The sequence below is a fragment of the Devosia sp. XK-2 genome, from assembly GCF_037113415.1.
In the GTDB taxonomy this organism is placed as follows: Bacteria; Pseudomonadota; Alphaproteobacteria; order Rhizobiales; family Devosiaceae; genus Devosia.
Genome location: NZ_CP146608.1, coordinates 2,427,502 through 2,442,417, shown reverse-complemented (window position 1 = coordinate 2,442,417; position 14,916 = coordinate 2,427,502). Strand labels below are relative to the sequence as shown.

The following is a 14,916-nucleotide window of genomic DNA, read 5'->3' as shown; positions in this document are numbered from 1 at the left end:
GTGGGCTCGGCATAACAAAAGCCGCCGCATGACCGGGTTATCCGGGCCGCGACAGGCCTGAAATTGATGTTGGACCATGTCCGGCATCCTGTGCCCGGCACGGTGTCTCCCTGCCAAACTCCGTTCGGCCAATCGCGTCACGACAAGTTTAAGTGGGAGATGCAAGCCAGCTTGCCCAACCGCTGCGTTCCGGTCAAGCCGGGGTACGGCAAGGAGATGGGGAGTTTACACAAGGGTGCAAGGGCCAAATGGTGCAAATCTGTTGTGCCCTGAGGATGCGAAACTGCGCATCCTGCCTTGCTGAGGCCATCTATGCCCGGTCCGGTGGCTGGAGATTTCTCAAGGAGGTTTTGCCATGGCCGATTGCATCAGGTTTATCGCCGCGCTGCTGGCGGGTGGCGCTGTTGCCCTGTCTCCGGCGGCCGCGCAGGAAACGGCCGAGAGCAGCGCCGGTCAACTGGAAGCGACGGTGCTGGCTGATGGGCTGGAACATCCCTGGGCGCTCTCCATTCTGCCCGATGGGCGCTTTCTGGTGACCGAGAGGCCGGGGCGATTGCGGATCATCGCCGATGGCGTGGTGGGCGATCCCATAGAAGGGGTGCCCGACGTGGTGGCCCAAGGGCAGGGCGGTTTGCTCGATGTGGAGCTGGCCCCGGATTTTGCCCAGACCGGACAGCTCTATCTGAGCTTTTCCGAGCCGGGCCAGGGTGGCACCGGGACGGCAGTGATGGCGGCAAAGCTGGAGACAAACGGCAATAGCGGCCAACTCGTTGATCAGGCGATCATTTTCCGCATGAACAATTTCGACGGCTCGACGCGGCATTTCGGGTCGCGCATCGTTGTCGGCCATGACGGCAACCTGTTCGTGACGCTGGGCGAGCGCGGCAATGGTGCAAGGGCGCAAAACCCGGCGGACCTGGCCGGCGGTGTGGTGCGGATTGCGCCGGATGGATCGGTGCCGGCGGACAATCCGAAAATCGAAGGCTGGGCGCCGGAATTCTGGAGCATCGGGCATCGCAACCCGCAGGGCGCCACCTTGCGCGAGAGCGATGGTGCATTATTTGCCGTGGAGCATGGTGCGCGCGGCGGGGATGAACTGAACCTGGTCGAGGCCGGCAAGAATTACGGCTGGCCGGAAATCGCCTATGGGACCAATTACGACGGCAGCCCGATCGGTGTGGGGCAGGCACAGCCGGGGCTCGAACAGCCGATATATTATTGGGACCCCTCGATCTCGCCGTCGGGACTGGATTTTTACGAGGGTGAGATGTTTGCCGATTGGCAGGGCGATCTGGTGCTGGGCGGTCTCAGCGGCACCGTGCTGGTGCGGCTGGACATGGAGGGTAACGAGGTGGTGGGGGAAGAGCGGCTATTTGCCGGAACGCTCGGCCGCATCAGGGATGTGACGGTTGGGCCGGACGGGGCGCTCTACCTGATCACCGATGCGGGCAATGGCCAGCTGATCCGCGTGGCGCGGGCGGGCGAATAGACAAAGAAAAAGGCGCACCCGGTTCTGGGTACGCCCGTAATTTGTCGCTCGTGGATCAGGAAGCCGTCAGGTTGTCGGCGGCGGATTTGCCGGTCCGCTTGTCCTTGACGATTTCGTAGGTGACCTTCTGGCCTTCATCCAGGCCATTCAGGCCCGAGCGCTGGACGGCGGAAATATGAACAAAAACGTCCGCCCCACCCTCATCCGGCTGAATGAAGCCGTAGCCTTTTTGGCCGTTGAACCACTTAACGGTACCAGTTGCCATGTTGCGCGTTCCCTCGTGCAGTCGCTGCTGGATCGGTTCAGGCCGTGCACCTGGCCGGAACCTAGTTGATATCGAAATATCGGAAGATGACGTCAGCAGTTGCGAATGGAATTCGCGTCTTCAGATCAGTCGGCCGCAATATTCGATGGCGCGAAGCCTAGCCTGAAAACAGGGAGGCATCAATATGTCGTGTAGACATGACAAAACGCCCGAAAGAATGGCAAATCCTTTCAGGAAAACAAGGTCTTGGCCTAAATTGTCTCCAACACCTGGACGGTGCTGGACGGGCTGGCGCCTGGCGCGCAGTCACCAATGGAAAGGCAGAGAGGGGCAAATGCCACTGGTTCGCCGATATTTAATCGAGTCCGGGCGGATGGAAAGTGAACTTTTGGTCACAGACGGCAAAGCGCACAGGTTTGGCCCTATCCAATTTGCTTGCCTTTGGCCGCGGATTGCGGCAAATCCCGCGCGCCGCGCTGAATGGGGCCGGTTCTCTTGAAAGTTTTTCGTCTTGATCAAGGCGTTCTTTTCTTCCGGCGATGTGATCGCCGACCGGCGCGCGGACTATGCCCGCATGCTGGCCGAACAGGGTGACCATGCGGCTGCGGCCGAATTGATGGATCAGGCGCTCGAACTGGTACCGGACTGGGCTGCCGGTTGGGACATGGTGGGTAGCTTTCACGAAAAGAGCGGCAATGTGTCGGGCGCGATCGCGGCCTGGCGGCGGCTGGAAGCGCTGGACGATGACGGTGTTTTCGGCGCACGGCTGAAGCTGGCTGCCCATGATGCGGGACCGGCGGGCGAGGGCACGGCCATTGGCTATGTCGAGGCGCTGTTCGATCAATATGCGCCGCAATTTGAAGACTCGCTGGTGGGTAAGCTGGGCTATCGGGTGCCGGATCTGCTGATGGACCTGGTCAGCGAGGAGATGGAGCGGCTGGGTCTTGAGGGGTTCGAGCACGCGTTGGACCTGGGCTGCGGCACCGGGCTGATGGGCGAGCGGGTGCGCGCCAAGGTGGCGCATCTCGAAGGCGTGGATATTTCGGCGGCCATGATCGCAGAGACAGCGCGCAAGGGCATTTATGACAGGCTGCAAAAGGCCGAGCTGGTGGCCACGCTCAATGCGCGCCGGGCCGATGTGGACCTGGTGACGGCGGCCGATGTGCTGATTTATTGCGGGGCGTTGCAGCCGGTGCTTGCGGCCCTGATGCCCGCCCTTAAGCCGGGCGGGCTGGTGGCCTTTTCGCTGGAAGCGCATGACGGGGACGAAGCTTTGTTCCTCAGGCCCAGCCTGCGTTATGCCCATGGCATTGCCGCGACACGCGAGGCGCTGGTGGCGGCGGGACTCGAGGTGCTGCGATACGAAACGGCGGTGCTGCGCTTTGACCGTGGCGCACCAATCACCGGCATATTGGTGGTGGCGCGGCGGCCGGACGTGGTGGTGAGCGCTGCCAATGAACTGGCCGGCGATGGCGATCGCGCAGCCTGAGGGTTTATCTGTCGTGGCGCACCAGCAATTGGCCAAGCGTTACGCCCGCGACGCCGAGAGCCAATAGAGCGGCCGACAGGCCGAGCAGGGGTGGCATGACCTCGTGGAACCAGAGTGTGGCCAGGATGGTGCCGAAAACGGCGGCAATTGAGCCGATCTGGCTGAAATAGACCGTTCCGGCATAGCGCTGCACCACGAAATACATGATGTAGAGCGCCGTCATCACCGCGATCTGCAGCGCCAGTATGATGGGGGCGCCGGACGCCAGGTGGGCCGGCACCAGATCTCCGCCACCTATGGTGATTATGGCCAGCCAAAAGCTGGCGCCGGTCAACATGAGAGGCGCCAGGGACAAGGCGGTTGCTCCCTTCGGCCAGGAGCGGGCCCGGTAGATATTGGCGCTGGCCACAATGACCGGCACGAGCAAAGTGACCACGATCCAGACCGGGTCGGCGTCGGCCAGGGTGAATTTGGACCAGCCCAGGACCGCCACGCCCGCGACACCGGCCAGCACGCCGCCAGCCCGCAGACCATTGGGCGGTTCAAACCGCAGCAGAAGGGCCAGGGCGTAGGTAAAAATGGGAGGCAGGGCACCCGTCAGCGTAACGAAGCCGGCCCCGACATGGGGGATGGCCAGGAACAGAATGCCCGAGGGCAACACGACTGTCAGCAGACCGGCGACCAGCCCGTAGCGGATGGTGTGGGTATCAAGGCGCGGCCGATTGCCCGTGGCCCAGGCGACCAGCCAGAGCAGAATAGCGGTGCCGAAGCAGGCTAGAGCGAGATAGTTCAGAGGGGCGAAGCCATAGGTATAGGCCAGTTTGGGCAAGGCGAGGTTGAATGCCAGCAGAAAGCCGGATACCGCCAGAAGTGCAGACGATGACAGAGCAAGCGTCATCGACGGCGTTGCAGCCGAATTGCTCATGAAAAGGGACTCACTGAAGAATGATGCAACTATCTTGATGATAAGTATCTTAATGTCAAGATAGATGAGGGAGAGACGGATGGCATATGTGACCCGCGCCGAGCGGGCAGCCCGGCAATGGGGACTGGAGCGGCCCGATCTGAAAAGCGAGGGCATGAAGCTGGTGGGGCAAATCGCCGAGGCTGCCCTGCTTATCGGCACTCATCACGCACCGCCGCGCCTGGCGGCGCTCGGGATCAAGACCGGCGAATTCGACGTGCTGGCCACATTGCGGCGGGCCGGCGCGCCCTTTGCGCTGACCCCTACCGATCTTTATGGCGCCACCATGCTGTCCTCCGGCGGGATGACGGCGCGTATTGATAGCCTGGCCCGGCAGGGCCTGGTGGAGCGACGGGCCCATCCCACCGACCGGCGCGGTACCCTGGTGGCGCTGACGCAAAAGGGGCTGGCGCTCATAGACGATCTGATGCCAGCGCATGCCGACAACAAGAACCGCACTGTCAGTGCCCTGGCGCCCGAGGAGCGCGAAGCCCTGTCGCGATTGCTGGCAAAGCTCATTGCGTCGGTGGACCCGGACTCACCCCATTATATTGGCGGTCCAGAGCGCCTTTCTGAAACCGGTGAAGAGGACAAAAACGCATGAACACCATCCGCCACGATTTTCGCTCGGATACGGTTACCCGGCCCGGTGCAGGCATGCGGGCCGCAATGGCGGAAGCAGAGGTGGGCGATGACGTTTTTGGCGACGATCCGACGGTCAACCGGCTCGAGCAGCGGATGGCGGGCATGCTGGGCAAGGATGCGGCGCTGTTCGTGCCATCCGGGACCATGTCGAACCTGCTTGCCTTGATGAGCCATTGCGGGCGGGGCGACGAATATATCGCCGGGCAGAAGGCGCACCTTTATGTCAACGAGGCTGGTGGGGCGGCGGTGCTGGGATCGATCCAGCCGCAGCCGATTGCGCATCAGGCCGATGGCACGCTGGCGCTGGATGACATCGAGGCGGCGATCAAACCCGACGACAGCCACTATGCACGCACGCGCGTTATCGCGCTGGAGAACACCTTTGGTGGCCGGGCCCTGCCGATGGACTATATGCTTGGTGTGGCCGATATCGTGCGGCGCCATGGACTGGGGCTGCATCTGGACGGGGCGCGGGCCTTCAATGCCTGTGCGGCGCTGGGGATGGATATTGGCGACTTCGTCGCGCCGTTCGACACGGTGTCGATCTGTCTTTCCAAGGGCTTGGGTGCGCCGGTCGGTTCGGTGCTAATCGGGCGGCGGGACCTGATCGGCATGGCGCGTCGCAACCGCAAAATGCTGGGCGGCGGATTGCGGCAATCCGGCATTCTTGCCGCGGCCGGGCTTTACGCACTCGAGAACAATGTGGGCCGGCTGGCCGATGACCACCGGCGAGCCAAAATGCTGGCCGAGGGGCTGGCGCGGCATGACGCGCTGCGCGTGGCCACGCCGGATACCAATATTGTCTGGGTAGATATGGATGCCGAGTTGGGGCAGCGGTTCACGGCCTTTCTAAGCGAGAATGGCGTGGGCATTACCGGCCATTATGGCCAGCAGCGCTGGGTGACGCATCTGGATGTGGGCGAGGACGATGTCGCCGCCGCGCTGGATCTCGTGGATCGGTTTTTCGGCCAACATTGACCCTCCCCTTGAGGGGGAGGGGGTGACGCGGGGGCGGACAAGTGAGGGCGAAATAAGCTATGGGCGCCCCGGATGGGGTTCGCCGGCACGCATCAGATGGACGCTGCCGGCTATTTCGGCGCGGCGGAAGGTGATGGCGGCGAGCTCGTCATCATTGAGCTTTGTCTCGCGCCAAATGGCGTCGATGCTGGCCTCCTGGCCCAGATGCCGGTCGATGCCGATGAAGCGATAGGGCTCGGCGCCGCGCGCGCCCTCAGGGTGTTCGCCGCCAGTCCATTGATATTGGCCGCTTTCGGCATTGGCCCAATAGCCAAAGACAGCCAGCTCGGCGATGGCATGGGCGGGGGTGGCGACCTCGTCGGAGTGGTCAGAATAGAGGCGCGGCCAATCCGGGACTTGGCCGCCGACCTCTTCCCATTCGGCGGCATCGAAGCCGGCATAGAGATCAAGGCAGGGCCGCCCGGTACAGTCGGACTTGGCCGCCTCCTTGACCGAAATGACGCGGCTGCTGGCTTCGAGCAGCACGGCGGCATTGTTCATGACCGGCTGGAAGACGAAGCGCCAGGCCATGTGCTCGCCAGTGCCGAAATCTTCCAGTGGGGCGGTGTTTTCCGGGCCATAGGCGGCCTCGGTTTCGGCGTGGATGGCGGCGGCGAGATTGAAATGGCGCAATTCGATGAAGCTGACCGGCGTGCCGTCTTCGGTAATCACCTCGCCATAGTCGATGGCCGTCCGGGTGCGGATGCCCTCAATGGCTTTGTCGGCAATCAACATGGCCTTTTCGATGGGGCCGACGGTGCCGCCCGGTGTCATCACTGTCAGATCATACCATTGGTCGATCAGGCTGACCTCAAGCGCGTCGATATCGGCGGCACCAAAGCCGGGCGCATAGACGAAATCGCGAATTTGCTTTTCCAGCGATTGGGCGCCGGCGAGGGATGTGCCGGCCAGCAGCAGGGCCGTGGCGACGAGAAAACGGGTCATGCAGTCCTCCAAAACAGCGACGCGGCTGAATAGCGCGGCCAGCATGAACGGGAGATGACCGCTCGGAAAGGCTTGACAGTGCAAATCAGAAATGAGTTAGTTAAATAACTAAATTGATAGGAGATGAATTGTGGTTGATGGAATGTGGATGACGAGGCTCGATGGCAAGCGGTTCGGGCCCTGGGCGGTGGTGACGGGAGCGAGTTCCGGGATCGGGCAGGAATTTGCCCGGCAGATTGCGGCATCGGGGATCAATCTGGTGCTGGTGTCGCGGCGTGCCGAGGCGCTGGAGGAGACGGGGCAGGCGCTGCAGGTCCAGTATGACATTGCCTATCGGGTGATCGCGGTTGATCTCAGCGAACCGGGCGCGGACGAAGCCGTAGCGGCGGGGACTGCGGACCTGGATGTTGGATTGCTGATCTCTGCCGCGGGAACCGGGCAGCCGGGCGCCTTTCTGGCCTTCGAAGCGGAGCAGCTATTGGCCCAGACGCAATTGATGGGCGTGTCGCATATGCTGCTGACGCATCATTTCAGCCGGCGCTTTGCCGCGCAAAAGCGCGGCGCGACGCTGCTTGTATCGGCGCTGGGCGCCGATAGCGGTATTCCATACCATGCCAATCCGGCCGCGGCGAAAGGGCTGGTCAATGCACTCGGGCGGAGCCTGCATGCCGAGCTGAAAGAGCTTGGCGTCGGGATTACGACCCTGATCGTGACACCGACGGAAACGCCGCTGATCAAGAAAATGGGGCTCGATGCTTCCCCCATGCCGATAAAACCCATGCCGGTGGCGCAATGTGTGGCCGAAGCGCTGGATGGGGTGAAGCGCGGGAAGATGATCGTGGTGCCCGGACGGCTCTATCGGATCATGAACGCATTGATGCCGCATAGCTTGGTGCGGGCGATGACCGCGAATATGATGCGGCAAAGCACGACCTTCGTAGGTTAGGAGCAGCCCTTGGCTGAACAGAGCAAACCGGCCCCTCGCGGTAAGCGCGAGCGGCTGACCCAGGCGGCGGTGGACCTGGCGCATCGTCAGGGCTATCGCAATACGACGCTGGCGCACCTGGCGGAGGCCGCCGACGTGCCGCTGGGCAATATCTATTATTATTTCAAGAGCAAGGACGATATCGGCCGGGCCATCCTGGACCAGCGTATGGGGGAAATTGCCCAGATGCAGGCGGCGCTGGCAGAACTGCCCACGCCGCTGGAGCGGCTTCTGGGCTTTGTAGAGGCGACGATCAATAATGCGCCGCTGGTAGCCGAACGGGGCTGTCCGCTTGGATCGTTGAGCGCGGAAATGGCGCGCGAGGACGGGGACTGGACGGGGCCAGCGAAGGGGCTTCTGGGTGGGCCCATGGCCTGGATGGAAAAGCAGTTTGGCCAGATGGGGCGGGAGGAAGATGCGGCGGATCTGGCGCTGCAATTGCAATCCTCGCTGCAGGGCGCTTCCATCCTGGCGCATAGCCTGGGCGATCCGGCGCTTCTGGTGCGCGAGGGGCGGCGGCTGCAGAAGTGGCTGGGGGCGCTGGCGGCCGATAGCCCCGGCTAGATTTCGCATTCAGAGCGACGTGGTTCTTTCGCGTCCCCCGGTTCGGGGGAGGAATACCCCACCTCGCTTTGCTACGGCCTTTCAGGCCTAGGGCGCTACCTCCCCCTGAAGAAGGGGGAGGGGCACAGGTCGAGGGCCGGTTCAGCGCCAGAAAGCGTAGAGGCCGGCAATGTCGGCGGAGGTCAGCAGCGGCATGGCGGCGGCAAGACGCTCCACAGGCCAGTCCCACCAGGCCATTTCCAGCAGCATCTCGATTTCCGCATCGCTGAAGCGTTTGCGGATGGGTTTGGCCGGATTGCCGCCGACAATGGTGTAGGGCTCCACGTCTTTGGTGACCAAGGCGCGGGTGCCGATGACGGCGCCGTGACCGATGGTGACGCCGGGCATGATCACGGCTTCCGAACCGATCCAGACGTCGTTGCCGATGACGGTATCGCCGGCGGGCTGGAAGGCATTGTTGGCTTCAGCAAATTCGAGCGCGTCCGGGACGAAGGCGAAGGGGAAAGTGGAGACCCAGTCGTTCCGGTGGCCCTGATTGCCCGCCATGATGAAGGCGGCGCCCGAGCCGATGGAGCAGAAGGCGCCGACGATGAGCCGGTCGACGCCGGGCGTCGTCATCAGATAGCGGGCGCAATCGTCGAAGCTATGGCCATGGTAGTAGCCGGAATAATAGGAATAGCGGCCAACCAGGATATTGGGATTGGTGACCTGGCGGTCGAGCGGGATGCCGAGAAACGGGCTTTCGAAGAAATTGGACATGACTGTTCCATGAAGGAGCGCCGGATTGGCGCGAAAATGCAGAGAACCGGATGCGCAGCAGCAATCGCCGGCGCTTCGGCCGGTTAAGATGCGCTCCCTCCCGCTTGTCTGGCGGGCAGAAGCGCTATGCGCTGGTTCGGTCTGCTAGCTTCATGGTGGGGTGGTTTTAGATGAGAGCGTCGGGCGTGTCGAGGCTTCGGTGACACCCCCGCCTAGCTTTGCTACGGCCTTTCAGGCCTAGCGGCGCTACCTCCCCCTAAAGAAGGGGGAGGAGATAGATCGAGGGCCGGTTCTAAGCCGCGAAATAGTCCTGGAGGGCGCGGACCTGCAGACCGCCCTGCTTGAGCGCCACGATCCCTTCCACGGCGGCGAGGGCGCCGTCGATGGTGGTGTAATAGGGGATTTTGGCCAGGAGCGCAGTGCGGCGGATGTCGCGGCTGTCGGAGATGGATTTGAGGCCATCGGTGGTGTTGATGACCAGCTGCACGCCACCATTTTTCATGGAGTCGACGATGTGCGGGCGGCCTTCGAGCACTTTATTGATCTTGGTGGCCGGGACATTGTTATCAACCAGATAACGCTGGGTGCCGCCGGTGGCGAGGATTTCGAAACCGGCTTCGACGAGGTGACGAGCCATATCGACAATGTCGGGCTTGTCGCTGTCGCGCACCGAAATGAAGGCCTTGCCAGAGGTGGGGACTTTTTGGCCGGCGCCCATCTGCGATTTGGCGAAGGCGACCGCGAAATCGGTGTCGAGGCCGATGACCTCACCGGTCGACTTCATTTCCGGGCCGAGCACCGTATCGACGCCGGGGAAGCGGTTGAACGGGAAGACGGCTTCCTTGACGGCGATATGCTTGAGCTTCTTTTCAACCAGGTTGAAGCTGGCCAGGCTCTCGCCGGCCATGATGCGCGAGGCGATCTTGGCGATGGGTTCGCCGATGACCTTGGCGACGAAAGGCACGGTGCGGGACGCGCGCGGATTGACCTCGATGAGATAGATGGTGCCGTCCTTATAGGCGAACTGCACGTTCATCAGGCCACCAACCTTGAGGGCGAAGGCGAGTTCGCGGGTCTGGCGCTTGAGCTCGTCGATGACATCGGGCGGCAGGGTGCGCGGCGGCAGGGAACAGGCCGAGTCGCCGGAGTGAATGCCGGCCTCTTCAATATGTTCCATGATGCCGGCGACGAAGACATCCTTGCCGTCGCACAGGCAATCGACGTCGATTTCGGTGGCGCCCGACAAATAGGCGTCGAACAGCAGCGGGTTGTCGGAGAGGACCGAATTGATCTGGCCGGTCTTGTCGTTGGGATAGCGCTGGAGAATGTCGGGCGGGACGAGGCCGGTCAGCGTGTCCTGCACATAGCGCTCGAACTCGTTTGCCGAATGGACAATGGCCATGGCGCGGCCACCCAGCACGTAGGAGGGGCGGATGACCAGCGGGTAGCCCAGACGCTCGGCAACAAGACGGGCCTGTTCCAGCGAATAGGCAATGCCATTTTTGGGCTGGGTCAGTTCGAGCTTATTGAGGAGCTTCATGAACAGGTCGCGGTCTTCAGCCAGATCGATGGCCTCGGGCTGGGTGCCCAGGATTGGAACGCCGGCCTTGGCTACGGCTTCGGCCAGGTTCAGCGGGGTCTGGCCGCCGAACTGAACGATGACGCCATGGAGCGTGCCGTTCTGCTTTTCGGTGAGCAGGATTTCGATGACATCTTCTTCGGTCAGTGGCTCGAAATAGAGGCGGTCCGACGTGTCATAGTCGGTCGAGACAGTCTCGGGATTGCAGTTGACCATGATGGTTTCGTAGCCGGCGTCAGCCAGCGCGAAGGCGGCGTGGCAGCAGCAATAGTCGAATTCGATGCCCTGGCCGATACGGTTGGGGCCACCGCCGAGAATGACGACCTTCTTGCGGTCGGAGGGGCGGGCCTCGTCCTCGACTTTGCCCGCGAACGGGGTTTCATAGGTCGAGTACATATAGGCGGTGGGTGAGGCGAATTCGGCTGCGGAGGTGTCGATGCGCTTGTATGCGGGCCTAACCTCAAGGCTGTGGCGGAGCTTGCGCACATCCGAGACCTTGAGATTGGCGAGCTGGGCCAGGCGCGCGTCGGAAAAGCCCATGGATTTGAGCATGCGCAGGCTGGCCGCATCCTGGGGCAGGCCAAACTCCTTGACCTTGGCTTCCATGTCGACAATGCCGCGCATCTGTTCGAGGAACCAGGGGTCGATCTTGCAGGCGTCATAAATGTCTTCGTTGGAGACGCCCAGACGCATGGCTTCGGCGACATGGAGCAGGCGCTGCGGCGTGCCGGTGCCGAGGGCCGCCTTGATGGCGTTCTTGTCCTCGCCTTCGCCAAGACCGGGAATGCCGACCTCGTTGAGTCCGGTGAGGCCGGTTTCGAGCGAGCGCAGGGCCTTTTGCAGCGATTCCTGGAAGGTGCGGCCAATGGCCATGGCTTCGCCGACCGACTTCATCGACGTCGTCAGACGGTTGTCGGAGCCGGGGAATTTTTCGAAGGCAAAGCGCGGAATCTTGGTGACGACATAATCGATGGTCGGCTCGAAAGAGGCCGGGGTGGCGCCGCCGGTAATGTCGTTTTCGAGTTCATCGAGGGTGTAGCCGACGGCGAGGCGCGCGGCGACCTTGGCGATGGGGAAGCCGGTGGCTTTCGAGGCGAGCGCGGAGGAACGCGAGACGCGCGGGTTCATCTCGATGACGACCATGCGGCCGTCCTTGGGGTTGATACCGAACTGGACGTTGGAGCCGCCGGTTTCCACCCCGATCTCGCGCAGCACCGCCAAAGAGGCGTCGCGCATGATCTGGTATTCCTTGTCGGTCAGCGTCAGGGCCGGGGCGACGGTGATCGAGTCGCCGGTATGAACGCCCATCGGGTCGATGTTCTCGATGGAACAGATGATGATGCAGTTGTCCTTCTTGTCGCGGACAACTTCCATTTCATATTCCTTCCAGCCAAGGACGCTTTCCTCGACCAGAACTTCATTGGTGGGCGAAGCGTCGATGCCGCTTTCGCAGATGGCGAGATATTCCTCGCGATTGTATGCAATGCCGCCGCCGGTGCCGCCGAGCGTAAAGCTGGGGCGGATGATGGCCGGCAGGCCGATGACCTCAAGCGCCTGCAGGGCTTCAATCGAATTGTGGGCGAGCATGGAGCGCGGGGTTTCGAGCCCGATCTTCTTCATGGCATCGCGGAACAGCTCGCGATCCTCGGCCTTGTCGATGGCCTCGGCGGTGGCGCCGATCATCTCGACGTTGAATTTGTCTAGGACACCCATTTTGCGCAGCGAGAGGGCGCAGTTCAGAGCCGTCTGGCCACCCATGGTGGGGAGCAGCGCATCGGGCCGCTCTTTCTCGATGATCTTGGCGACCACTTCGGGGGTGATCGGCTCCATATAGGTGGCGTCGGCCAGGTCCGGATCGGTCATGATGGTGGCCGGGTTCGAGTTCACCAGAATGATCCGGTAGCCCTCTTCCTTGAGCGCCTTGCAGGCCTGGGTGCCTGAATAGTCGAATTCGCAAGCCTGGCCGATGATGATCGGCCCCGCACCGATGATGAGGATCGATTTGATGTCGGTACGCTTTGGCATTCGGGGCTCGCTCTGGCTCGTTCAACTCATTTTTCGTTGCATTGCCGAACCGAAAAAGTGGGGCCACTTTCTCTAGCAACGCTCGATGCCGGGCGAGGGGAAGAATCGCCCGGACACACCCGTCCGCGCGAAACCCGCGCTGCAGTTGAGCACTGCGCCGCAGGGGAAAAGACCGAACATGGTGGTTAAGCGGGCTGTCTAGCGGAAGAGTCGGGGAAAGGGAAGGGGTGGTGCAGGTTGATTTCTGCTCGCAAGAACCCCGTTTCTCTCTAGAATGACGAATGTGCAGGGAGGGACAAATATGACCGCGCTTCGTCAGTTTTTACAAAGAAACAGCATTTCCAGGGCCAACCCTCTGCCCCTTGTACACACTACTGAAAGTTACTTCATAAAAAAAATCCTCGCAAAGGGCGAGATCGAAGCGCGGCCCTGCAACGTGTTCAGGGGTGAAAACCTCAGTTATTTCTTCGTTGGACGGGCCGCATATAAAAAAGAAGCCAATCAGGAGGCGGACTATTGGGAACTGCCCAGCTGCGTTGTCTTCGAGTATTTTTCCGACGGTGTCAAAAGAGTGTTTCCGTTCGACAGTGGCGCTTTCGACGGCGGGCTGTACCCCAATTACATCAACATGATGGAGCTTTCAGATTTTGAGATAAAAGACGACCCAGAAGCTCCTCAAAAGTTGATAGGAACCTTTTTCAATAATCCTCGCGACTACTATAAGTTGAAAGCGCGCCCTGACGAGCAGTTTAAGTCAGCTTTCGACATCGATGTTCTTGATGAGGAAATTCTAGCGCTTCACAGGCTTATTGGTGACCGAAACGAAAAGTTTGATGATCGTAGGTTCGCAATCGAAGTCCAGGTGAACTCTGCTGTTTCCTTGTCTAGCCGAAAGCCGCTCCTTTTCATTATCCCAGAGACTTACCTCGGCAACAGGCGATATGTCGAAAGTATAGAGGCGACCGGTGCGGAGATATTTTCATATCCCTTATATCCACTTCGAAAGCAATATTACTACTACGCCATATATGACAAGCTTGAGAAGTTTTATATAGAGCGAGGCTATTATGTTTAGGTTGTCTTGTTTTGTTGATGTTTCGGATGGGAATGCTGGAATGATGATACCGGTATTTACAACAGCCGGAACTAACTTACCATATGTGCAAGAAATGGACGAATACTACATATCTACTTCTTTCGTCCCGTTTCTTGACTACGAAAATTATTTGACATGTCCGTGTGTCGGCGAGGTCGTCGCTTTTCCTGGCGACTTAGGACTCGTGGCGTTCCGCCGGCCTAACGGCGATATATTCTCTGGGACCATCGACACAGTTGTTGAGTATTGGGAGGCGAACGAAGAGGAAGTGCGCTCAGACGCCCTCTTTCTAGTGCAGTTCAACCGGTTGATAGGAGCGAACCTACAGCAATCGTATGATCCATGGAGACTTGCCTCGACACTTCTCTTTACTAACCCATCTCAGCAAGCGCTTTGGGTTAGCTCGGAGATGTCCCTATTTCAGAAGCAGGCCACCATCTGGAGGGACATAAATGACGACAAGAAAGAAGAGAAGGAATCTGCGTTCTCTGGAGATATTCGGGAATATAGTGAAGAGTACCTAATACGTTGGCTCGCAAACTCAACTAATATTACATCGCATTCCTGGGTTAGTGTATGGCGTAACGTTGTGGAGCGAAAGCCATTTGATAGTCGCCTGCCAGATGTGGCTTTAGGATGGATTTTCTCCAACCTGGTTGAAAACCAAGATATTGCATCAGTGAAATGGGTCTTGTATTCATTTTTCGAGCTGCAATTGTACAGGGGCGTGGACAGAGCTGAACTTGCCCATTTTTTTTGCAACTCCGCAAGTGAGAGCGAATATATACTTGTAGACTTGGCGTCGTCTCCGAGATTGCTAAATTATGTTTGTGATTTTATCTGTAATTTCGCAGATGACGATCATTTCTTTATGTTTTTAAAGTCCATCGTGGGTGTGGGTGTTTGGAATGCGCGTGTAGTCCCCAAAATTGCGGCATCTGCAAAAAAGCGCAGTGGCTCTGCCATTCCGAATGAGGACTACGATCCGTTTGCTCGATATGGCTTCTCTTATGTCAGCTATGATTTTTGGCGACGAGGCGGCGACTAGCGAACAAGGGTGAAGAATTGGTTTGCGCGTCCGAGGAGCGTCTCCG

General features: G+C 60.3%; 13 protein-coding genes. 8 read left to right on the top strand and 5 right to left on the bottom strand.

Annotation, left to right across the window (positions count from 1 at the left end; translation table 11 throughout):
* The first annotated feature begins 355 nt into the window (after positions 1-355).
* Entirely contained in the window at positions 356-1,489 is a 1,134-nt protein-coding gene (locus V8Z65_RS11925) for a PQQ-dependent sugar dehydrogenase (protein WP_338720288.1), read from the top strand.
* A gap of 55 nt (positions 1,490-1,544) precedes the next feature.
* On the opposite strand, the gene V8Z65_RS11920 is transcribed toward V8Z65_RS11925, so the two are convergent.
* Entirely contained in the window at positions 1,545-1,754 is a 210-nt protein-coding gene (locus tag V8Z65_RS11920) for a cold-shock protein (protein ID WP_092421346.1), read from the bottom strand.
* A 511-nt stretch (positions 1,755-2,265) separates the two neighbouring features.
* On the opposite strand from V8Z65_RS11920, the gene V8Z65_RS11915 reads away from it, so the two are divergent.
* On the top strand, positions 2,266-3,243 hold the full coding sequence (locus V8Z65_RS11915) for a methyltransferase (protein WP_338720283.1): 978 nt from the start codon (positions 2,266-2,268) through the stop codon (positions 3,241-3,243).
* Between the two features lie 4 nt (positions 3,244-3,247).
* On the opposite strand, the gene V8Z65_RS11910 is transcribed toward V8Z65_RS11915, so the two are convergent.
* Positions 3,248-4,168, bottom strand: a complete 921-nt coding sequence (locus V8Z65_RS11910; RefSeq protein WP_338720281.1) for a DMT family transporter — start codon at positions 4,166-4,168, stop codon at positions 3,248-3,250.
* Positions 4,169-4,247: 79 nt separating this feature from the next.
* Here V8Z65_RS11910 and V8Z65_RS11905 point away from each other — a divergent pair, with 79 nt between their 5' ends.
* Positions 4,248-4,811 carry a MarR family winged helix-turn-helix transcriptional regulator gene (locus V8Z65_RS11905; protein ID WP_338720279.1) on the top strand — a complete coding sequence of 188 codons (564 nt, stop codon included), beginning with the start codon at positions 4,248-4,250 and terminating at the stop codon, positions 4,809-4,811.
* Positions 4,808-5,830, top strand: a complete 1,023-nt coding sequence (gene ltaE / locus V8Z65_RS11900) for a low-specificity L-threonine aldolase (RefSeq protein WP_338720277.1) — start codon at positions 4,808-4,810, stop codon at positions 5,828-5,830. Before V8Z65_RS11905 ends, ltaE begins: the two co-directional genes overlap by 4 nt.
* Before the next feature lie 57 nt (positions 5,831-5,887).
* On the opposite strand, the gene V8Z65_RS11895 is transcribed toward ltaE, so the two are convergent.
* Positions 5,888-6,814 carry a hypothetical protein gene (locus V8Z65_RS11895; protein WP_338720275.1) on the bottom strand — a complete coding sequence of 309 codons (927 nt, stop codon included), beginning with the start codon at positions 6,812-6,814 and terminating at the stop codon, positions 5,888-5,890.
* Positions 6,815-6,944: 130 nt separating this feature from the next.
* Between V8Z65_RS11895 and V8Z65_RS11890 the strand changes: the two genes are divergently transcribed.
* Both V8Z65_RS11890 and V8Z65_RS11885 read left to right on the top strand, forming a co-directional pair.
* Positions 6,945-7,760, top strand: a complete 816-nt coding sequence (locus V8Z65_RS11890) for an SDR family NAD(P)-dependent oxidoreductase (RefSeq protein WP_338720273.1) — start codon at positions 6,945-6,947, stop codon at positions 7,758-7,760.
* A gap of 9 nt (positions 7,761-7,769) precedes the next feature.
* Positions 7,770-8,363, top strand: coding sequence for a TetR/AcrR family transcriptional regulator (locus tag V8Z65_RS11885; protein ID WP_338720271.1), 594 nt, complete (start codon positions 7,770-7,772; stop codon positions 8,361-8,363).
* A 141-nt stretch (positions 8,364-8,504) separates the two neighbouring features.
* Here V8Z65_RS11885 and catB read toward each other — a convergent pair whose 3' ends face one another.
* Positions 8,505-9,122, bottom strand: coding sequence for a type B chloramphenicol O-acetyltransferase (gene catB, locus V8Z65_RS11880; protein ID WP_338720269.1), 618 nt, complete (start codon positions 9,120-9,122; stop codon positions 8,505-8,507).
* 292 nt (positions 9,123-9,414) lie between these two features.
* Positions 9,415-12,726, bottom strand: a complete 3,312-nt coding sequence (gene carB / locus V8Z65_RS11875; protein ID WP_338720267.1) for a carbamoyl-phosphate synthase large subunit — start codon at positions 12,724-12,726, stop codon at positions 9,415-9,417.
* Between the two features lie 301 nt (positions 12,727-13,027).
* On the opposite strand from carB, the gene V8Z65_RS11870 reads away from it, so the two are divergent.
* Together V8Z65_RS11870 and V8Z65_RS11865 are read left to right on the top strand one after the other, a co-directional pair.
* Positions 13,028-13,801: a hypothetical protein gene (locus tag V8Z65_RS11870; protein ID WP_338720265.1), complete on the top strand. Its 774-nt coding sequence runs from the start codon at positions 13,028-13,030 to the stop codon at positions 13,799-13,801.
* A gap of 40 nt (positions 13,802-13,841) precedes the next feature.
* Positions 13,842-14,870, top strand: a complete 1,029-nt coding sequence (locus tag V8Z65_RS11865; protein WP_338720263.1) for a hypothetical protein — start codon at positions 13,842-13,844, stop codon at positions 14,868-14,870.
* Positions 14,871-14,916 lie beyond the last annotated feature (46 nt).